Source organism: Chitinimonas sp. BJB300, assembly GCF_002735695.1.
Lineage (GTDB): Bacteria > Pseudomonadota > Gammaproteobacteria > Burkholderiales > Chitinimonadaceae > Chitinimonas.
The window spans coordinates 18,911-38,386 of the sequence record NZ_PDZH01000035.1 but is presented as its reverse complement, the minus strand read 5'-3'; the positions used below and the strand labels follow the sequence as shown (position 1 = coordinate 38,386).

Sequence of the window (19,476 nt, the reverse complement as noted above, 5' to 3'; positions counted from 1 at the left end):
TGTCCGAAGTGATCGTGTGCACAAAGGCCTTTAGCGGGCTTAGCAGGTGTATCACACCAACCGCCACCTTATCCGCCTCCTTGCTGGGTATCCACCGCTGCAGCGACAGACCCGACAGTCGTTCATTCAGCGTGATCAGCGCGCCTTTATGTTGGCCGCCAATGACGAGATCCAACTCCCAGTCGCCGATACGCCCTCTTTCTTCAACGATTCCAGGTCGTTCCATAATATCGCGGCGGCCCACGATCTTCCCGCGAGTGTCCTTGGTATGTCGCCGCCGATAGGGTTTACCATGCCGCAAATGCTGAAATAATACGCCGCCAGCGCGCTTATCTCTGGCAATCCAGTGGTAGATAGAGACATGGCTCAGCTGGGCTTTGCCGCCCTGTTCTGCAGTCAGCCGGCCGGCAATCTGCTCGGGACTCCACTGCTCGGCCAATAGCGGTCGCACCTGCTGCCAGAGGGCGTCATCCAGTCGCTGGGCATTATTGGCTTTGCGAGCTAGCGCCCGCAGTTGGGCTGTGTCAGGGCAATAGGCTGCCATCGGCGTACTGCGGCCACGACGGAGTTCGGCCCGGATGGTGGTCGGGCTTCGATTCATGAGCTTGGCAATGGCGGCGGCGGCATGCTGCGTTTCCAACAGGGCTGCGATTCGGTATCGTTCGCCTTGGGTGAGTTGCGTGTAGGTCATCGGTCTTCAATTTCCTGGCGGGAAAAGGGGAGCGCATCCTACCGCCGCTCACCGCTCTCTCCCGCTGGTATTGAATCCGTCAGGTTCATTTTTAAATCCGCCATATCTTTGTGCACTCACGGACTGCAAGGCTTGGCCAAAATTAGCGCGGTTCCCTATTCCACCACGATTTTCCTGTCCACGCCCAGACGAAGCACTCCTCTCACCGAGTCTACCCACGGCAATGGTGCCGGCTACTCTCACATCAGTTCCAGCTTAACGGCGCGTACTGCTTCCATTTTTGACGCGAGAATACCCACACCTCGCGGTAAACTATGCGGTGCTTTTACTGACGGCAAACTGAACACCGGTACGTCATCAATAAGCAATGATTAAGCAGAAAACAGGCTCGCTCGAAAACGATGAAACCCGCACCAAACCACGATTTATCAGCAAAACCAAGCCCGCGCCGCATCTGCGTGGCACCGATGTTGGATTGGACTGACAGACACTACCGCTTCTTTCTAAGACAAATCTCCCGCCATGCCTTTCTGTACACCGAGATGGTGACAACCGGGGCCATTATTCATGGCGAGCGTAGCCGTTTTCTGGACTTCAGCGAATGCGAGCACCCGGTGGCGTTGCAGTTGGGTGGGTCGGAACCTGCGGACCTGACCCAATGCGCCAAACTGGCCGAGCAATGGGGCTATGACGAAGTAAACATCAACGTTGGCTGCCCCAGCGAACGCGTGCAATCGGGCGCGTTTGGCGCTTGCCTGATGGAAGAGCCGCAACTGGTGGCAGATTGCATTAAGGCCATGCGTGATGTGGTAAGTATTCCGGTTACCGTCAAGCACCGTATTGGCATCAATGAAGTAGAACACTACGAATACCTGCGTGATTTTGTCGGCACCGTAGCGGAAGCCGGTTGCGAAGTGTTTATCGCCCACGCTCGCAATGCGATTCTCAAGGGCTTGTCGCCCAAGGAAAACCGCGAGATTCCGCCGTTAAAGTACGACTATGTACACAGGCTCAAGCGTGACTTTCCCCAGTTGGAAATCATCATCAATGGCGGCATTGATAGCTGGGACACGGTAGACGAGCAATTGCAGCAGGTGGATGGCGTGATGATAGGCCGCATGGCTTATCACGACCCGTACCAATTCGCCCAGGTCGATGCACGCTACTACGGCGATGATCGCCCGATTGCCAGCCGTGCCGAAGTAGCCCGGCTGCTGATGCCCTATATTGCGGAACGTATGCAGGGAGGGCGAACCCTGCCCAAGCATATCGTTCGCCATATCCTGGGTTTGTACCAGGGCAAGCCCGGCGCACGTAATTGGCGGCGTTTGCTCAGCGATAGCAAACAGCTGCAAAGCGCCAGTCCTTCCATCATTCAAAGCGCATTGGCGGAAGTCGAGCCGGCTTTGGTTGCCTGAATCCTATGCATGCTTATCTGCCCGCCCTCATCACGCTCTTCCTAAGCCTGCCTGTCATGGCAGCCGCACCTGTCTTGCTCGCCACCATGGGCAATAAGGTCTCGGTCTCATTCGGCGGCAAACCCATTACGATGAGCGTCGGGCAGACAATGGAAGGCGTACGCCTCGTCGCCATCGGTACCGACTCGGCGGTATTCGAGTCACGGGGCAAGCGACGCCAGATAGGCCTGGGCCAGGAATTTTTTGCCAGTGGTGGCAGCAGCATCACGGGCACATCCAGCAGCGGCGATACAGTTACCCTGTTCGATGCAGGCAGTGGACACTTTCTGGCGCAGATCAGCACCGGTCAGTCGTCTGTACGCGGGGTAATCGACACCGGCGCGACCTTTCTTTCGCTGTCAAGCGCCCATGCCGCGCAGCTCGGCATCAACTATGGTCGAGACCGCCCGGTACAACTGAGTACGGCACAGGGCCGCAAGATCGCGTGGATGAGCAAGGCAACGGCAATCAAGCTTGAAGGTATTCCGCTATATGAAGTGGACGTTGTCGTCACCGAAGGCAACTTCCCGGAAGTACCGCTGATTGGCATGAGTGTGCTGAATCGCCTGCAAATGCTGCGTGACGGCGACAATATGACCCTGAGAAAGAAGTACTGAGTCGTGGAAAAAACTAAAAATTCGCAGGAACGTGAGCTGAAACAGTGGCTGATCTGGCCACCGGCCCTGGCGGTGCTGATCATCTGGACAATCGGCATGTGGCTATTACGGCGCATGATGCCGGCCGATGCCATTCTGGTTGCCTATGTCATCGTCGGCATAGGCTTGGTATGGTGGCTGCTGCCGCGACTGGCCTGCAAGATATGGCATGCCGGTGATGCGCTGCATTGGCGCTGGGGCCAGTTGCATAATGGCGTCAACGGCAAGCTGCCGCTGGCAGAAATCGTCAATGTCGAAGTCATGCCGCTGCCCGACAAACCTACACAGCCCATACGCCGGTTTAATGGTGCGGAAATTCATGGCGGCAACTTCACCCCGGCGCTCAACCGTGGCGTGAAAATCAGCTGTCGCGATGGCCGTACCATCTGGTTTGGCTTGCCCCAGCCTGAAAAATTCGCCACCGCACTTCGCTCTGCACTACCCCGATCGGGCGAAGCGGCCTGACGCAGTAAGCGTACTTGAGGAACACACCATGAAGAAACTGGTATTGGCAAGTAATAACGCCGGCAAGCTGAAAGAATTTAGCCGCCTGTTCGCTTCGCTGGATATCGACATCATTCCCCAGGGCCAACTGGGTGTCAGCGAAGCCGAAGAACCCCATATCACCTTCGTGGAAAATGCCCTTGCCAAGGCCCGCCATGCTGCCGCAGCCACCGGCCTGCCGGCCCTGGCCGATGATTCCGGCATTTGCGTACCAGCCTTGGGTGGCGCGCCAGGTGTTTACTCCGCCCGCTATGCCGGCGAGCCAAAGTCTGATGCCCGCAACAACGAAAAATTGGTGGCGACTTTAGCCAATAGCCCCGACCAACGCGCCTTTTACTATGCCGTATTGGTATTGGTGCGGTCGGCCGACGACCCTCGCCCGCTGATTGTCGAGGGCCGGCTCGACGGCGAAATTGTCGCCGAACCTCGTGGTGAAGGCGGCTTTGGCTACGACCCCCACTTCCTCATCCCCGCCCTGGGCAAAACCGCTGCCGAACTGACACCGGAAGAGAAAAACCCCATCAGCCACCGTGGCCGTGCGCTGGCCACACTGCTGGCAAAACTCAAGGAAGAAGCCTTATGAACATGCCTTGGCCGAAATGGCACAAAAACGATGGTGAAATCGTAAGTTGTTTTGAAAAGGTCAAAGTCATGGAGGAGAACCTCGACGAGATTCGGCAGATGGCTCAGGATGCGTTTGAAGATGGCCTATTGATGGAAGTCAGCGAAGCACAGATGCGCGAGGCGCTGCATCGTATGGTGGATACGCTGATCAATCCATATGGCCGCTGAAGACTCCGTTGACGATGACCGCCCCATCGTCACGCCCCCTAAACCCGCCGGCGACCAACGCCGTTTTATGGTCCTGATCGCACTTGGGCTTGCCTTTGCCATATTGCAAACATGGTTCATGCCCTCCGGGCGTTCCCCATCGCTGGCCCGCACCACCGCCGAGCAAGCCTTCGCCCTGGCGCGCGACACACCGGTGAACACCACCTTCGGCCAACTCAACGACGGCAAATGGCAAACCGCACAGCTCTACCAACCGGGTGATGACCTGATGGCCGCCTGCGCCAAATTAAGCGAAGGGCAGGAAGACTGCCGCACCGCGCTGGCCAAGCCGCCCAAAGAAGTGATTTTGCTGGGGTTTACCGAAGGAAAGTTGACGCGGATTGAGCAGGTGCCGGGGAGTCTGGTGCAACTCAATGCCTGCAGCTCCTTGTTAAACTCAAACCAAACCGTGCAACTGTCTCGCCGTACCAGCAGCACCGCAGCACAACTCGACTGTTTGCCCTCCGCACCATGAACATCCCCATCCACCCGCACCCCACCTACCGCCCAGCCAAGCAGCCTGTCAGCCGCGCCAATTGGCAGCTGACTGCCTTGCCGCCGCTGTCGCTCTACATCCACTTCCCGTGGTGCGTGCGTAAATGCCCTTATTGCGACTTCAACTCGCACGAGGCCAAAGGTGGGATTGACGAAGCGGGGTATGTGAATGCGCTGCTACAAGACCTGGAACACAGCCTGCCGCTGATCTGGGGCCGGTCTATCCACACCATTTTCATGGGTGGCGGCACGCCCAGTTTGTTCTCGCCCGAGGCCATGGACATGCTGCTGGCTGGCATCCGCGCGCGCACCAAGTTGCTGCCCGATGCCGAAATCACGCTGGAAGCCAACCCCGGCACAGTGGAAGCCGGCAAATTCAAGGGCTATCGCGCTGCGGGTATCAACCGGCTTTCCATCGGAATCCAGAGTTTCAATGCCGATCACCTGAAGGCCATAGGCCGCATTCACGATGCAGACGAAGCCAAACGCGCAGCGGCGCTAGCTGCCGAAACCTTCGACACCTTCAACCTCGACCTGATGTTCGCCCTACCGGGTCAGACTATCGAGCAAGCCTTACAGGACGTCGACACCGCGCTAAGCTTTGCGCCAACGCACCTCAGCTGCTACCACCTGACCTTGGAACCGAATACCTACTTCTACCGCTACCCGCCCGAGTTGCCCGACGACGACGCTGCGGCCGAAATGCACGATGCCATCGAAAATCGGTTGCAAGCCGCCGGGTTCGAGCATTACGAAACCAGCGCCTTTGCTCGCCCTGGCCACCGCGCCCGCCATAATGTGAACTACTGGCAGTTTGGTGATTACCTTGGCATTGGCGCAGGCGCACACGGTAAGTTGAGCTTTCACGATCGCATCATCCGCCAGGCCCGTTTCAAGCAACCCGCCGCTTATTTGAAAGCGGTAGCCATAGGTAATGGGGTACAAACCGATGAGATGGTGAGCCATTCCGAACTACCATTCGAATTCATGCTCAATGCCTTACGCCTGGCCGAGGGCTTTCCCGTTGCACTATTCGCAGAGCGGACCGGCCTACCAATCAATGTGGTTGAAAGCCAATTGCAGGCTGCCGAAACGCAGGGCTTGATCGAGCGTGACTTCAAAGCGATCAAGCCAAGTGAACGTGGCCGGCGCTACCAGAACACGCTGTTGCAGCTATTCCTGCAAGACGAGTAAACCAGCGCGGCCAAATGCCACGCCAATCCAAGGAGAAAAAAGCATGAGCAAGCAGATTATCCATAGCGACCACGCGCCCAAGGCCGTTGGCACCTACTCTCAAGCCGTCAAGGTGGGCAATACCGTCTATCTATCGGGCCAAATCGGACTGGAGCCCACCACAGGAGAGATGTTAGAGGGCTTTGAAGCCCAGGCGCACCGCGTGTTTGAAAATCTACGTGCCGTCTGCCGCGCTGCCGGTGGCGACTTGAAAGACATCGTCAAACTCGGCGTTTTCGTTACCGACCTAGGCAACTTCGCCAAGCTTAATGAAATCATGGGCCAATACTTCGAGGCACCCTTCCCTGCCCGCGCCGCCATCCAGGCATCGGCCTTGCCCAAGGGCGCATTGGTGGAAGCCGATGGCGTGATGGTGCTCGGCTAAGCCCTCACTGGTTCACCAAACAAAACGGGACGTTTCAGCGTCCCTTTTTTCTTTGCCTCTCCTAACGATTGCAACATCGGTGTGCTTTCGTACTTAATGCATAGCAGGACTGCGAACTGGTTTTACCCATCAGGAGCCATCCATTGCGAAATAGCGTTCTTATCGTTTGCTTCATCGTCAGCAGCACTATCTGCTTCGTACTCTGGCGGCGGTATCTTGCATTGCAGCGGGAAGCCTATGTTCGAAACTTCACCTTGCCCAAGGGGCTGTTCGAGAAGCTTTGCAAGCAGCATCCCCAACTCTCCATTAAAGAATGCCAACTCGTTGCCAACGGCCTGCGGCAGTTCTTCCTCGCTTACCAAAAGAGCGGCTACCAGTATGTATCCATGCCTTCCCAGGTGGCAGATGACCTCTGGCACGAGTTCATTCTTTACACAAAAAACTATCAAGCCTTCTGCAAAAAGGCATTTGGTCGGTTCCTCCACCATACGCCCGCAGCCGTGCTGAACGACAACCGCCAGAGCAATGCTGGGCTGCGACGTTGCTGGCGGTTTACCTGCCGCGATGAAAACATCAACCCGCTTACGCCGACACGTTTACCCCTGCTATTTGCGTTGGATACCAAACTCAACATCCTCAATGGCTTCAGTTATGCCGCCAACTGCAAATCACTCATCCCACAAGCCGCTACAGACGGCAACAGCGTGGTTCATTGTGGGAGCGACTTCTCTGATAGCGGTTTTGATGGCGGTACCGACGGCTTTTCAGACAGTTCGAGCAGCAATACCAACGATAGTGGCGACGGTGGAGGAGATGGCGGAGGCTGTGGGGGTGGCTGCGGCGGAGGTGATTGAAAGTAGCGTTTTCAAACCCCTAATGGAACCAGTCCACGATTTATCGTGAGCCCGGTTCCATTGAAAGTACTGCTTTTCATCTCAAAACGGCACCCCTACCAGATCTCATGCTGTAACCAAGCTTTCTCTAAGAACCTGTCTAAAGTCTGCTGTGCGACGGCAATATGGCGTTGAAAACACTCTCGGAATGCTCATTTACCCTATGTAAACTCCGCTACCTCGGCTGTTTTCGCCTTGTCCCGCCCTAGCTCGCGAGGCTTTGAACAGGTTCTTAGGCAGCGTAAATCTCAGAATCACTGTTTGAAGGTAGCCAGCGTGAATAAATCGGCTGCAACCAGCCGGTGTAACGGATTAACTCCCAACGTCCCCAATAGATGGTGACATCAAAGTGCATGCGTCCACGTTCGCTCCATTCCTTTGCCATCACGCGGAGAGCCAAGAAAGTGGGCAGCGATATACCCAACCAGCGACTTTGCGTACTGTGCTGAATCAGCCCGCCCTCATGTACCTCTGTGCTGAGTAGCAGACTAAACAGACCCATCGATTCACACAAACCATCGGCATCCATGTACTGGCGGGAAACCATGGGGCGATCAGCAAAACGGCGTTGCCATATCTCTTTCCCATCATGTACAAAAAGTTGTACAGCCACCGCAATGTCTTCACCTTCCTTCGGCAGACGGGCCAGCAATACCAAAAGGCGAAACAAGGGATTGCGACTCCAACGCACCGTTGCTTCACCCTGCCAAACGGTTCTGACCTCGGTATGAAACCATTGCAGCAACGGCACAAGCTGGCCGAATTCAGGCCCCAATGCGGTTTGATAGAGACTAGGCATGGTCCATGCACCTTTAGTGTGTTCAACGTCTGTGGTGAACACGTGATTTCATGTCACTCAATCAATAGAACTGACCCTCATACAGCTCGCAAGGCTCCAACCAACTTGCATTCATATCGGGCTAATTGGCAGAAGGTTTAGCACACTCGTGCAGCGTGGCGCAGTAATCTGCGCTGCACCTCAATTCACATGGTCATCGGCCGTCGATTCCAGATATCGCTTCAGAGCATGCAGCCTGCGCCGGGTTTCCCAGCTGAAATACCACCGCATCAGCCATTCCAACCACATCCATGCCGGCGTAGCCTTGAGTTGATAGCGAAAGCGCGCCTCCACACTTTCAGTGTCCTTATCAAGAAAAGCCCAGCTACCGGCAAAGCTTTGCAACATACGCGGCCCCACCACCATTCGGATAGCCGCACGCTCAGGCGGCAAATTCGACCTGCATGGTCGCACCATGCCAAGCCGTCACTGTCACTATCTGCCGACCATCAACGGTTTCCTCTTTTTCCAGCCGGGCGGCGAACGGGTCCCAACGTTTACGGAGTGCGTAATCTTGGGCGGCCTGGAAGGCTCGGGCTTGCGTAGTGCGGATATCTGTAAGGTGTTCGATGATGGCCATCGTGATTTACCGCCGTAAAGGCATTTCCCATGGGGCACCAGTGAAGGGAAAAGGCGATGGATACCACGCCTTACAGCGACTTGTGCACCATCAACCAATACACGACGATCAAACCGCCAAAAGCAGGGAAACCCAATGCCGTCCATATTCGCTCATAAAACCAATATTGAGAGGGGATAGGCGTGTTGTTCCTCGCTGCCTCTGCAGCCATATCACGCATGCGTAGTTGCAACCAGACTACCGGCAACCAGCAAACCCCAGCCAATATATAGAGCGCGATCGACCATACGATCCAGAGAGATGCCATTGGGAAGCCAGCGAGATGAATCATCCAGAAACCACTGAGCGGCTGAACAATGATGGAAGGCGTAGTGAACCACCAGTCTGCACGTACTACCCAATGGGTTACCACCGCGATGGCCTGGACGTTCTTGCTGCGGTTGGTGACGAACATGTAAAAGGCTGTGCCAAAACCGGTGCCAAACATCAGCGTGGCGGAGAGGATATGCACCCATTTGGTCAGTAGGTAGTCCATGATGAGTCCCTGTTAAGGCGCGGCAGACCGCCGTGGTTGCGTGCAAAGCAGCAAGCCCAGCACCAACAGTACGGGCAGATTCTTGCTGATTGGTCCAAACGGATGCAGCCACCAGATGGGTAGAAAGACAGTGATGATGGCGGTGTAACCCACAACTAATCCGGCTTGTGCCAGCCATAAGCTGCGACTTGGCAACAGCAAGGTAAGCAGCCCCATTACGGCGTCCAGCCCGATACCTGCCCACAGTACGGCAGGCTGCCATTTAGGTGGCAATCCGATATCGGCAAGCAGGGCCAGCCCGGTATGCCATTCCCAGTACGACACCAGTGCGGTAAATAACCAGAGCCACGCCAATACCAACCGGGCCAGCGGTAACCAATTGGCTAGCTGCGCCTGAGCCAAAAGCGCGGGATGCGTAAATTGGCTTGGCGCAATACGCGCAAGCTGGCCTGTGGTATCAAGCCCAGCAGCACAACTACCGTGGTGCAACATGAGCAGGCTGTCTGCGCTTAGCAGATGACCAGATGAATAATGCGCCAGTTTCACTACCCAACGGAGCAACCCGGCTGGAAGCCTAATCACCTTGGCAGGCGACAACCCCATGCTCTGTCGCACAATTTGCAAGTAGTCTGCCCATGCCAACGCGTGGGGCCCGACTGCATCAATGATGCGCCGACCAATGCTGGGGCTTTCAAGCAATTGCATAAGCAGCAAGGTCAGATCATCAAGATGGATAGGCTGCACGACACCCGCATCGGCCGGAACAAAAAGCCAGGGGCACGCTGCCATACGGCAAAACAAGACACTACTGTTCGCCTCATCGGCATACACCAACGAAGGACGGACGATAGCCCAGTCGAGCCCCGTCTTCATCAATGCCGCTTCACCCGCCGCCTTACTACGCCAGTATGCTGATACCGCGTTCGGCGTGGCCCCCAATGCCGACAGTTGAATTACCTTGGCGACGCCCATTTCAGCGCAGGCCGCAAACAAGGCGGCTGGTGCTTCAGCATTCAGCACAAAATACTCATTGGGCAGGGTCTTCTGGTAGCTGCCAGCACAATTGATTACTACATCCACTCCATCCAGCAAAGGCAGCCAATCAATCGCACTACAAAGCCTCACCATATCGACCGACAACCAGCGCACGCCCTGTTCTTGTGGCAATCTGGCTAGGGGGTGGCGACACAATGCCAAGATCGTATGACCTTCAGTTGATAACTTGGCAAGCAACGCCCTGCCAACCAAACCACTCGCACCTATCAGTAGTATTTTCATGTCAATGTGGTCTGCTTAAGCAGGCAATTCATGCACATCAAAACCTTGCAACGCCGCCAGATAGTCTTCAACTGTTAACAAACCCATGCATGGCATTGCTCCATGCGGCAGTTTTTCACCACGGGCCAGCTTTAGAGCCAATGCAATAGAAGCGCCACAGGGAATGTATGGCCCATGATTTTGGGCTGCAACCAAATGCCAATTCAGCTTAAGCGGTTGGCCGTCAATGCCGATTCCTTCCAACGAGACAAACATCCCACCTTTGTCGCTGACAAAGGGCTCAAGCCATTGGCTTATCGCATGTAACGGCGCGGCGAGCGGTGTAAGGCTTGGCATAATGCGTAAACGGACCAGCTGAGCGCCAAACCATACAAACAAATGCCCCAAAGTGCCGGCAAAACCTGCATGAAACGCTACGGTATGCACGCCCTGGTAACGACGCGGAAACAGAACCAGATCTGGCACATCACAACTACCTAGCAATCGGGTACCAACTGGCGAGGGAAACCGATAGCGCTTCAAGTTCAACCAACCGTGCGTAGTTTGCCAGCTACCCGCCTTTAGCCAAGAAAACGGCTTGCCACAATAACTAAATACACCTCGCATAGTGGCGAGGCCTGGGGCGCGGGCACCCGAACCAATCCCGTGCGTAATGGACGTTAACTGGCGAAATCGGCTCAGGTAGCGATCAACAACCGCGGATGAGAGCGCCGGCAGTGAGCTCGCCCCACTTGAGACAAATACACCCCGGGTGCGCGCCAAGATGTCGAGTTGCTCGATACCCGAGACAAAATCACGCCCATCCGCCAGATCGATGTAATTTGCCCCAGCTGCAATTGCCGCCCGCGCCACCGTGTAGTCCTGCCCCTGGAACGGCCCAGCCGTATGTATCACCGTATCAACATTTAATGCCACAAGACGCTCGGCAAGATCTGGCGCATAGGCGTCAATAGCAAGGCCTTGATCGGGTTTCAAGCAAAGCTTGCTGGCAAGTGCCTGCGCCTGCGCGCCGTCGCGCCCCCCAATAAGCAGATAGATCTGCTTATTCGATGCAAGTGCCTGACAAATACGGCTACCAAAAAAACCATAGCCGCCTAAAACGAGCGTGGTATGCATACTTGGTCTCACTACTCAAATGCGGCGCTTCACCCTGCTGACGGCTGCTCGCGACAGATCGTAAATAGGTTCTTAGATAGCAGCTTCGGAGATTCTTTCTTTCCTTAATTTCTGTAAAAACAGAAATAAAAAGATAAAAAATTTAACGAAAACGTAGATCGCACACCCCATCCGCACAGCGATATCCCATGAGCCGACTGACGCGGTAACGATTACGTGCAAACCATCGGTAAGTTCTACCCCAAAGTGGTTTGGTCAATTCCACTTTAAGCGGCCACACCAACCAACCCAACCCCACCGCGGTATAAGCCGCAGCAATGGCGTCGATACCCACCATTAAATGCCCCTGTGCATCCAAGCCATGCAGTTCTGCATCCATTGCGGCCAGCGTAGTGCCGTAATCTGCTGCGTCAAACCCCTCACCATGCATGTCGATATAAGCAAGGCACCCGTGCTTGTCCCACCGAGCCAGACGGTGCATTTCAGCCGCACACAATGCGCACCGGCTATCAAAGAAGAGCGTCAGGGTTGTCATAGTTCATCCTTTTCATCGGGGCCGAGAAGGCGCGCGATCTTTCCGCCAGCCTTCAAAAACCGTTGCAGAGTTGGGGGCGGCAGGTGCTTGAAGTCGTCATAGGCGCGCATTAATATTTCCAGGAAAACCAACACTTCATCCATCCTGGTGCGCGTGGCGGCATCAAGCCCTGTATCGTTTTGTGCCTCCACGGCGCATTCACGCAATACCAGCAACGTAGGGTCGAGTTCACGCTTTTTGCGCTCTTCCATGATCACCCGGAAAATTTCCCATACGTCCTGCAAGGCAACGAAGTGATCTCGCCGGTCGCTCATCACATGGGTCACACGAATCAAGCCCCAGCTTTGCAGTTCCTTTAGGCTGGTGCTGACATTTGAACGCGCCACATCCAGGGTTTCGCTGATTTCTTCGGCATGCAACGGCTTGCCGCTAAGAAATAACAGGGCATGTAACTGCGCCACCGTGCGGTTTACCCCCCAGCGGGTGCCCATCTCTCCCCAGTGGAGGATGTATTTTTGAGTCGTCGGGCTGAGATTCATGTTGCATTTCTTTAATTTCTGTCGTTACAGAAATTAAATATCAAACCCACACTCAGGTCAAGCGCCTTCTGATGCTGATGTGCCGGTACATCGTGCAGCACTGGCTTTAATACTCGCTATGAGCTGGTAAGCGATGAATCTATGTAGAGAGAATCCATAGACTCAACACCATGCCAATACTCAAACCGCGCTCGGCGCCTTGCAATCAATGCTATCGCCAGGCCTACAGCCGCCAATAGCAACGCCGCGACATTTCCCCACCACATATACGGGGTTTCACCTTGCATGCCCTGCACCATGGCATACAGCGTGCCTTCCACGCGTTCCGGTAAGCGGGCGGCATAGTGGCCGTCGGGCGTGATGACCGCTGTTGTACCGCTATTGGTGGCGCGCAGCATAGGCCGACCGGTTTCCAACGCACGGGTTTGTGATATCTGACCATGCTGCGCCAACGCTACCGATCCATCAAACCAAGCGAGGTTGGACAAATTCAGCAAGATGGTGGCTTGGCGGGCGTTTGGCAGCAGTTCCTCGCCAAACACGTCCTCATAGCAAATATTGGCGGCAATACGCTGGTCCCGCACGGGTAATGGCTTTTGCACCGCTCCACCCGACGAAAAGTCCACCAGCGGCATTTGCAGAATATTGTCGTACACCCAGCCAAACACCGGCCTTATCGGGATGTACTCGCCGAATGGCACCAGATGAGCCTTGTAGTTGGATGGGCGTGCCGGATCGGTCAGCAATACTGCGCCGTTGTAATAGCGCTCGCTCTTGCCATCTTGCCGCGGTGCGCCGGCAATCAAGGCGGCATTCTGGGCGGTGGCATAGCTGAGCACCGCCTCAAGGTAATCGTCCGGCACCTCATGCAGGAAAATCGGGAACGCGGTTTCAGGCAGCACAATCAAATCTGCCTTTGCTTCCTTCACCAAGTGATAGTAGGTGCGCAGGTTGTATATGAGGTCATCAATCCCCCACTTCTGGTTTTGTGGAATCGCCCCTTGCAACAACGCAACCTTGAGCGGCTTACCTGCCGGCTCGGTCCACACTACCTGCTTCAAACCATAGCCCGCCCCACATAGCAGCACTGCAGCCAATAGGGCTAGCTTATCGCTTAGCTGAAATTGCCTGCTTATCAACCATACAGCCACACCCGCAAGCAAAGCCACCAAACCACTGACGCCATACACCCCGATTATCGGTGCGAAACCAGCAAGTGGGCCATCTGGCATCTGGCTATAACCAACCGCCCCCCATGGGAAGCCTGTAAACAGCCAGCCACGCAGCCATTCAATCAGCAACCACAGCGCCGGCAATGCCGTGAGCAATAGCCCTGTCCGTGACTGGCCAGCAAGCTTGCGTGCCAAGAAAGCAGCCAGTGCAGGATAAAGCGCGAGAAAGGCAGCAAGGCCAACAATCGCCAGTATGGCAACAATCGCCGGCATCCCCCCATAGGTATGCAGGCTGATGAATATCCAATGAATGGTGGCAGTGAAAAAACCGAAACCCCACGCCCATGCCACCAATGCCGCGCGGCGCGGCGTAGCGGCGGCATCGATCAGACCAAACAGCAACGCCAAAGACAACACCACCACAGGCCAGAACGAGTAAGGCGCAAAACCCAGCAGGGCAAATGCACCAACCAATGCCGGCGGCAGGAAACGAGCGAGCAGCCGACCCACAGGCTGCCAGCGCATCACGCCACTTCCGAAGCAGGCGGGGCTTCGCGTTCGATTAACAGGGTATGGATACGACGGCTGTCTGCACGCAGCACCTGGAAGTGCAGGCCACCAAAGCTGATGGCATCACCGCGCTTGGGTACACGGCCAAACTCAGTCACCACCAGCCCCCCCACAGTATCGATATCGGTATCACTAAAGCTGGTATCAAGCATTCTGTTCAAGTCACCGATAGCCGTCATGGCCTTCACCCGCCAACGGCCCTGGCGGTCTTGCAGAATGTTGTCTTCGGTATCATCGAAGTCATATTCGTCCTCGATGTCGCCAACAATCTGCTCGACCACATCTTCGATGGTCACCAGCCCCGCCACACCGCCGTACTCATCCACCACAATCGCCAGATGATTACGATTAGCGCGGAACTCCTTAAGCAGCACATTGAGTCGTTTGGATTCGGGAATGAACAACGCGGGGCGCAGAATCTGGCGCAGATTGAAAGTCTGTTTGGCATAGTAGCGCAATAAATCCTTAGCCAGCAGGATGCCGATGATGTTGTCTTTGCTGCCCTCATAGACCGGGAAGCGCGAGTGGCCTGACTCCATCACATAAGGGATGAAGGTCGCGGGCGCATCCTCCACCTCAATCACATCCATCTGGGTTCGCGGGATCATCACATCGCGCACCTGCAAGTCACCCACCTGCAGCACACCTTCAATCATTGCCAGCGCGTCGGCATCAAGCAGGTGTCGCTCGAAAGCTGAATGAAGCAGTTCAACCAACTCTTCTCGGTCTTCCGGCTCACGTAGCAGGAAGGCTGTCAGTCTTTCCAGCCAATTGGCTTTGGAGTTTTGGGGGGTATTGGGCAAGCGACTAGAGGGTAAGTCCATGACTAGGTTCAAGAATAAGATTGAGGCGGATTATAGCCGGGGGAACGTTCAGTGCATAAGTGAGCTGACGGGTACAACTCATAAAACTCGATGGGCAGGCCATCTGGATCAGCGCAAAAGGTAAAGCGTGCCCCAGTAAACTCATCACACCGTATAGGCTCGCAAGTAATGCCGAAGTTGCCAAGCCGGGCGATGACGCTATCGAGGTCAAGCACCCGAAACGCCAAGTGGCGCAAACCCTGCGCTTCAGGGCGGCTTAAGCGCTTTGGTGCATCGGGAAAGGTAAACAGTTCCAGCTGGGCCCCATCGGGTAAGCGGATGTCCACCTTCCAAGAGTCGCGCTCGGCGCGATAATTGGCAGCCAACTCTTCCCCGCCCAACGCCTGAATATAAAAGCGCCGTGCGGCAGCCAGATCAGCCACGATGATCGCAATATGATGAATGCCGGCGATCATACCGGCTTGAGAGGGCGACTCAGGGTACATGGATGTCAACACCATGCCACGCTATCCAACCCAGTGCCACAGCCGCCAAAAGCAATAAAACGCCTGCCAACCTTTGCCGGCGGGCGGCCTGCGGGTCGCGCAGTCGCTGAATGCCTAAACCCACCATCAACAATCCAAACAGAATGAATGCAAGCTTCAGCAGCGACATGGCGGATTCCGGGTGCCAGACCTATGCATCCGGCGCGCCCTTTTCACTCAGATAGGGGTCTGGGTAACCCAGGCTCGCCAAGATAGCTGTTTCCAGCGCTTCCATTGCCTCGGCTTCTATTTCATCCTCATGGTCGTAACCTTGCAGATGCAGCACACCGTGCACGACAAGGTGCGCCCAATGTGCTTCCAGGTTCTTCCCTTGCTCGAATGCTTCACGCTGCACCACATCCGCACATAGCACCAGGTCGCCAGTTACCACGTCTTCCATACCAGGCATGGCCTCCCCTTCATTGAAGGCGAAGGTAAGCACATTGGTGGCATAGTCCTTGGCGCGGAATTCGCGATTCAACGAACGGGCTTCGGACTCATCGACAACACGCACGGTAATCGATGCGTTCAGTCCTGCTTCCAACGCCGCCTCGGTCCAGGCACGAAACAGTTTCCTATTGGGTGTACCCTTAGGTTTGTCGGCATATTGCACCGTCAAATCCAGTTCGCCCAGCACCAGTTCAGCGTTTTCCTGTTCGTTACATTCAACCGCAATGCTGACCGCGTTGGCGCTGGCGGGCCGAACCAACAAGCGAGCCGGGGCCGACTCTTCTGCCGGCGTGCCAATCAAAACACCATCGGGAGAATCAAGCAATACATGCAATTCAGTCCCATCAGCCATCAACAGGCGCAGCTGTTCGGCCTTGACCAACTTCTCACGCCCTTTGGCATCGATGGCAAATACAGTAATGGCAGCGACTTTGTTCATGGCAATCTCAGGGTTGTGCGGCGCGTAATCGGCGCAGTTCAGTACTCAACCACGCTTTGGTGGCTTGTTCATTGGCGCCGGGGCAGCGCACGCTATAGGGCGTGCCACTCAGGTAGCTCTGGCTGGCAATGTGTTCGATAAAATCATCTGCCGTCTTAACACGTTCGCCCACTTTACCAAGTTTCATACGAAGATGATCGGTGGCTTCCTTGGCACCATATACCGTGCCATTACGCACAAACTGGCAACCGGATCGGGCAGAGAAATCCAGCAAATGGTTGATTTCGCGTGTGGCGTTGGCATCCATTGCCCAAACAGGCGACACCGCCAATGCGAAAAGAACCGCAGCAAGCCTAAGAACCTGTTTACGATCTGTCACGAGCAGGCGTCAGCAGGGTAAAGCGCAGCGCAGAAACCGGAATGTACTTTTGTACATGAGGATTTCGAGCAGCACATGAGCCCTGATCACGGCTGCGCAGTAAGATCGTAAACAGGTTCTAAGCATTGGTGGGCCCTTTGTTCGCTTCCGCCTTTTTCAAGGCTTTGTCGCGCTTGTCGTAGGCATCGACAATCTTTTGCACCAGCGGGTGGCGCACCACATCATCGGTCTGGAAGTAATGCAGGGCAATACCTCGCACGTTCTGCAAGACGCTTTGCGCATCAATCAAACCGGACTTCTGATGCTTGGCGAGGTCGATCTGCGTTACATCGCCCGTAATCACCGCACGCGAGCCAAAGCCTATTCGTGTCAGAAACATCTTCATCTGCTCGGGCGTGGTGTTTTGCGCTTCGTCGAGAATAACAAACGCATGGTTGAGTGTACGGCCACGCATAAAAGCCAACGGGGCGATTTCGATCACACCACGCTCGAATAGTTTGGTGACTTTCTCAAAGCCCATCAGGTCGTACAGTGCGTCGTACAGCGGGCGCAAATAGGGGTCAACCTTCTGTACCAAATCGCCCGGCAGAAAACCCAGCCGCTCCCCCGCCTCAACAGCAGGCCGCACCAGCACCAAGCGCTTTACCGTATCGCGCTCCAGCGCATCAACCGCGCTTGCCACTGCCAGATAGGTCTTCCCCGTACCGGCGGGGCCAATGCCGAAGGTGATATCGTGTTCTTGAATAGCCTTCAGATACTCATTCTGCCGCGGGGTGCGCCCACGCAGGTCAGCCCGCTTGGTTTTGAGCACCGGCATATCGCCCTCGATCGGTGCAAGCACTTGGCCCACATCCGGCAAACGCAATTCAATCAAGCTCAGCTGTACCTCTTCAACGTCCACCGGCCGATGCGAAATGCCATAAAACCGTTCCAGCAATTCAGCTGCCAATTTGGTCTGGGCAATCCTGCCCGAGATGCTGAAGTGCTCGCCACGCCGCACGATATCAACCTCCAGCCCGGTTTCGAGCTGGCGCAGGTTCTCATCAAGCGCGCCGCACAGATTGGCCAAACGGCCGTTATCAACAGGCGCGAAGTTCAGCTCTCGGGTAGCGTGGCGAATACTCATGCGGCGATGGTTTCCTTGATGACAATCTCGCCGCGCAGGCTGTGCGTGGCGGTTTCGGTAATGAGGACTTCCACAAACTGGTTGATCAAACGTGGGTTACCCACAAAATTGACGATCCGGTTATTGTCCGTGCGGCCAGCCAATTCACTTTCGTTCTTACGCGAAATTTTCTCTACCAATACACGCTGCACCGTGCCGACCATGCTGAGGTTCACCTCATCAGCCAATTCATCAATACGCTTTTGCAGACGCTGCAAGCGCTTGAGCTTTACCTCCTCTGCCACTTCATCGTGCAAATCTGCCGCGGGTGTACCCGGGCGGCGGCTGTAGACGAAGCTGAAACTGGCATCGAAGCGTACGTCGTTAATCAACTTCATGGTGCGTTCGAAATCATCTTCGCTTTCGCCCGGAAAGCCAACGATGAAGTCTGACGAAATGCACAGGTCAGGGCGTGCATCGCGCAACTTGCGCACAATGGCTTTGAATTCCAGCGTCGTATAGCCGCGCTTCATATTCACCAAGGTGCGGTCGGAACCCGCCTGTACCGGCAGATGCAGATGCGATACCAGCTTGGGCAAGGTACGATAAGCATCAATCAACCGCTGGGTCATCTCCTTGGGATGGCTGGTAGTGTAGCGAATGCGTTCGATACCCGGAATCTCGTGTACATATTCCAGCAGCAGGGCAAAGTCGGCGATCTCGCCATCTTCCATCTTGCCCAGGTAGGCATTCACGTTTTGGCCCAGCAAGGTCACTTCCTTGACGCCCTGTTGCGCCAAGTCAGCCACTTCCACCAGCACGTCCTCAAACGGCCGGCTCACTTCCTGGCCGCGGGTATAAGGCACCACGCAGAAGGAACAGAATTTGGAGCAGCCCTCCATGATGGAAACAAATGCCGATGCGCCTTCAACCCGAGCAGGCGGCAAGTGGTCGAACTTTTCTATTTCAGGAAAAGAGATGTCTACCTGCGATAAACCACTGCTGCGCTTTTTGGCGATCAACTCGGGCAATCGGTGCAGGGTTTGCGGGCCGAACACCACGTCAACATAGGGCGCGCGCTTGACGATGGCCTCACCTTCTTGCGACGCGACACAACCGCCCACGCCAATCACTAAGTTAGGGTTTTGCAGCTTGAGGTGCTTGATACGCCCAAGGTCGGAGAACACTTTTTCCTGTGCCTTTTCGCGTACCGAACAGGTATTGAAGAGAATGACGTCGGCCTCTTCCACATTATCGGTCTTGCTCAGGCCCTCGCTGGCATGCAGGACGTCGGCCATTTTGTCCGAGTCGTACTCGTTCATCTGGCAGCCAAAGGTTTTGATGAAGACTTTCTTGCTCACGATAACTTACCCCAAGGCGCTGTTAGCACCGTCAAATCAATCGCTTATGTTACCCGCCACGCGACGAACACGCATAAGGAAAAAGC

Annotated in this window: 26 protein-coding genes; 9 read left to right on the top strand and 17 right to left on the bottom strand. The window is 55.4% G+C overall.

All coding sequences use genetic code 11. The features are described 5' to 3' along the window. On the bottom strand, positions 1 to 691 hold a 691-nt coding region (locus CSQ89_RS08140), incomplete at its 3' end, for an IS30 family transposase (RefSeq protein WP_099405671.1). Between the two features lie 401 nt (positions 692 to 1,092). Here CSQ89_RS08140 and dusA point away from each other — a divergent pair. The 9 genes from dusA (at position 1,093) to CSQ89_RS08095 (ending at position 7,106) form a co-directional block, all read left to right on the top strand. Continuing rightward, entirely contained in the window at positions 1,093 to 2,109 is a 1,017-nt protein-coding gene (gene dusA / locus CSQ89_RS08135; protein ID WP_099405670.1) for a tRNA dihydrouridine(20/20a) synthase DusA, read from the top strand. Positions 2,110 to 2,114: 5 nt separating this feature from the next. After that, positions 2,115 to 2,765, top strand: coding sequence for a retropepsin-like aspartic protease family protein (locus tag CSQ89_RS08130; protein ID WP_099405669.1), 651 nt, complete (start codon positions 2,115 to 2,117; stop codon positions 2,763 to 2,765). Positions 2,766 to 2,768: 3 nt separating this feature from the next. Continuing rightward, positions 2,769 to 3,269 carry a hypothetical protein gene (locus CSQ89_RS08125; protein WP_099405668.1) on the top strand — a complete coding sequence of 167 codons (501 nt, stop codon included), beginning with the start codon at positions 2,769 to 2,771 and terminating at the stop codon, positions 3,267 to 3,269. 28 nt (positions 3,270 to 3,297) lie between these two features. Next, positions 3,298 to 3,891, top strand: coding sequence for an RdgB/HAM1 family non-canonical purine NTP pyrophosphatase (gene rdgB, locus CSQ89_RS08120; RefSeq protein WP_099405667.1), 594 nt, complete (start codon positions 3,298 to 3,300; stop codon positions 3,889 to 3,891). Next, positions 3,888 to 4,100 (top strand): hypothetical protein, encoded by a 213-nt coding sequence (locus CSQ89_RS08115; protein ID WP_099405666.1) that lies wholly within the window; start codon positions 3,888 to 3,890, stop codon positions 4,098 to 4,100. The genes rdgB and CSQ89_RS08115 overlap by 4 nt, the downstream gene beginning before the upstream one ends. Further along, positions 4,090 to 4,614 carry a hypothetical protein gene (locus CSQ89_RS08110; protein ID WP_099405665.1) on the top strand — a complete coding sequence of 175 codons (525 nt, stop codon included), beginning with the start codon at positions 4,090 to 4,092 and terminating at the stop codon, positions 4,612 to 4,614. The genes CSQ89_RS08115 and CSQ89_RS08110 overlap by 11 nt, the downstream gene beginning before the upstream one ends. Further along, positions 4,611 to 5,828: a radical SAM family heme chaperone HemW gene (gene hemW, locus CSQ89_RS08105; protein WP_099405664.1), complete on the top strand. Its 1,218-nt coding sequence runs from the start codon at positions 4,611 to 4,613 to the stop codon at positions 5,826 to 5,828. The genes CSQ89_RS08110 and hemW overlap by 4 nt, the downstream gene beginning before the upstream one ends. A gap of 43 nt (positions 5,829 to 5,871) precedes the next feature. Next, entirely contained in the window at positions 5,872 to 6,252 is a 381-nt protein-coding gene (locus CSQ89_RS08100; protein ID WP_099405663.1) for a RidA family protein, read from the top strand. 143 nt (positions 6,253 to 6,395) lie between these two features. Then, a complete protein-coding gene (locus tag CSQ89_RS08095) occupies positions 6,396 to 7,106 on the top strand; it encodes a glycine-rich domain-containing protein (RefSeq protein ID WP_099405662.1) in 711 nt (236 codons plus the stop codon). Positions 7,107 to 7,377: 271 nt separating this feature from the next. Here CSQ89_RS08095 and CSQ89_RS08090 read toward each other — a convergent pair whose 3' ends face one another. The 16 genes from CSQ89_RS08090 to miaB form a co-directional block, all read right to left on the bottom strand. Next, positions 7,378 to 7,944 (bottom strand): DUF4166 domain-containing protein, encoded by a 567-nt coding sequence (locus CSQ89_RS08090; RefSeq protein WP_099405661.1) that lies wholly within the window; start codon positions 7,942 to 7,944, stop codon positions 7,378 to 7,380. Positions 7,945 to 8,124: 180 nt separating this feature from the next. Further along, the gene (locus CSQ89_RS08085) at positions 8,125 to 8,376 is read right to left on the bottom strand and encodes a hypothetical protein (protein ID WP_139022750.1); all 252 of its coding nucleotides are present in this window, start codon (positions 8,374 to 8,376) and stop codon (positions 8,125 to 8,127) included. Next, positions 8,366 to 8,563: a hypothetical protein gene (locus CSQ89_RS08080; protein WP_099405659.1), complete on the bottom strand. Its 198-nt coding sequence runs from the start codon at positions 8,561 to 8,563 to the stop codon at positions 8,366 to 8,368. Before CSQ89_RS08080 ends, CSQ89_RS08085 begins: the two co-directional genes overlap by 11 nt. Positions 8,564 to 8,633: 70 nt before the next feature. Continuing rightward, positions 8,634 to 9,098, bottom strand: a complete 465-nt coding sequence (locus tag CSQ89_RS08075) for a DUF2269 family protein (RefSeq protein WP_099405658.1) — start codon at positions 9,096 to 9,098, stop codon at positions 8,634 to 8,636. Between the two features lie 12 nt (positions 9,099 to 9,110). Next, entirely contained in the window at positions 9,111 to 10,376 is a 1,266-nt protein-coding gene (locus CSQ89_RS08070; RefSeq protein WP_099405657.1) for an SDR family oxidoreductase, read from the bottom strand. Positions 10,377 to 10,391: 15 nt separating this feature from the next. Next, complete coding sequence (locus CSQ89_RS08065) at positions 10,392 to 11,492, bottom strand: saccharopine dehydrogenase family protein (RefSeq protein ID WP_099405656.1); 1,101 nt, start codon at positions 11,490 to 11,492, stop codon at positions 10,392 to 10,394. A 142-nt stretch (positions 11,493 to 11,634) separates the two neighbouring features. Beyond that, on the bottom strand, positions 11,635 to 12,027 hold the full coding sequence (locus tag CSQ89_RS08060; RefSeq protein ID WP_099405655.1) for a thiol-disulfide oxidoreductase DCC family protein: 393 nt from the start codon (positions 12,025 to 12,027) through the stop codon (positions 11,635 to 11,637). Next, a complete protein-coding gene (locus CSQ89_RS08055) occupies positions 12,024 to 12,566 on the bottom strand; it encodes a GbsR/MarR family transcriptional regulator (protein WP_099405654.1) in 543 nt (180 codons plus the stop codon). Before CSQ89_RS08055 ends, CSQ89_RS08060 begins: the two co-directional genes overlap by 4 nt. 116 nt (positions 12,567 to 12,682) lie before the next feature. Further along, positions 12,683 to 14,263: an apolipoprotein N-acyltransferase gene (gene lnt, locus CSQ89_RS08050; RefSeq protein WP_099405653.1), complete on the bottom strand. Its 1,581-nt coding sequence runs from the start codon at positions 14,261 to 14,263 to the stop codon at positions 12,683 to 12,685. Further along, positions 14,263 to 15,132, bottom strand: coding sequence for an HlyC/CorC family transporter (locus tag CSQ89_RS08045; protein WP_099405652.1), 870 nt, complete (start codon positions 15,130 to 15,132; stop codon positions 14,263 to 14,265). Before CSQ89_RS08045 ends, lnt begins: the two co-directional genes overlap by 1 nt. 8 nt (positions 15,133 to 15,140) lie before the next feature. Then, complete coding sequence (gene gloA2, locus CSQ89_RS08040; RefSeq protein ID WP_308418129.1) at positions 15,141 to 15,632, bottom strand: SMU1112c/YaeR family gloxylase I-like metalloprotein; 492 nt, start codon at positions 15,630 to 15,632, stop codon at positions 15,141 to 15,143. Continuing rightward, positions 15,607 to 15,786: a hypothetical protein gene (locus CSQ89_RS08035; protein WP_099405651.1), complete on the bottom strand. Its 180-nt coding sequence runs from the start codon at positions 15,784 to 15,786 to the stop codon at positions 15,607 to 15,609. Before CSQ89_RS08035 ends, gloA2 begins: the two co-directional genes overlap by 26 nt. Positions 15,787 to 15,807: 21 nt before the next feature. Next, positions 15,808 to 16,545: an rRNA maturation RNase YbeY gene (ybeY, locus tag CSQ89_RS08030; protein ID WP_099405650.1), complete on the bottom strand. Its 738-nt coding sequence runs from the start codon at positions 16,543 to 16,545 to the stop codon at positions 15,808 to 15,810. Between the two features lie 7 nt (positions 16,546 to 16,552). Next, the gene (locus tag CSQ89_RS08025) at positions 16,553 to 16,870 is read right to left on the bottom strand and encodes a DUF5329 domain-containing protein (protein ID WP_186293324.1); all 318 of its coding nucleotides are present in this window, start codon (positions 16,868 to 16,870) and stop codon (positions 16,553 to 16,555) included. Between the two features lie 172 nt (positions 16,871 to 17,042). Further along, positions 17,043 to 18,050 (bottom strand): PhoH family protein, encoded by a 1,008-nt coding sequence (locus CSQ89_RS08020; protein ID WP_099405648.1) that lies wholly within the window; start codon positions 18,048 to 18,050, stop codon positions 17,043 to 17,045. After that, a complete protein-coding gene (gene miaB, locus CSQ89_RS08015; protein WP_099405647.1) occupies positions 18,047 to 19,390 on the bottom strand; it encodes a tRNA (N6-isopentenyl adenosine(37)-C2)-methylthiotransferase MiaB in 1,344 nt (447 codons plus the stop codon). The genes CSQ89_RS08020 and miaB overlap by 4 nt, the downstream gene beginning before the upstream one ends. Positions 19,391 to 19,476: the final 86 nt, after the last annotated feature.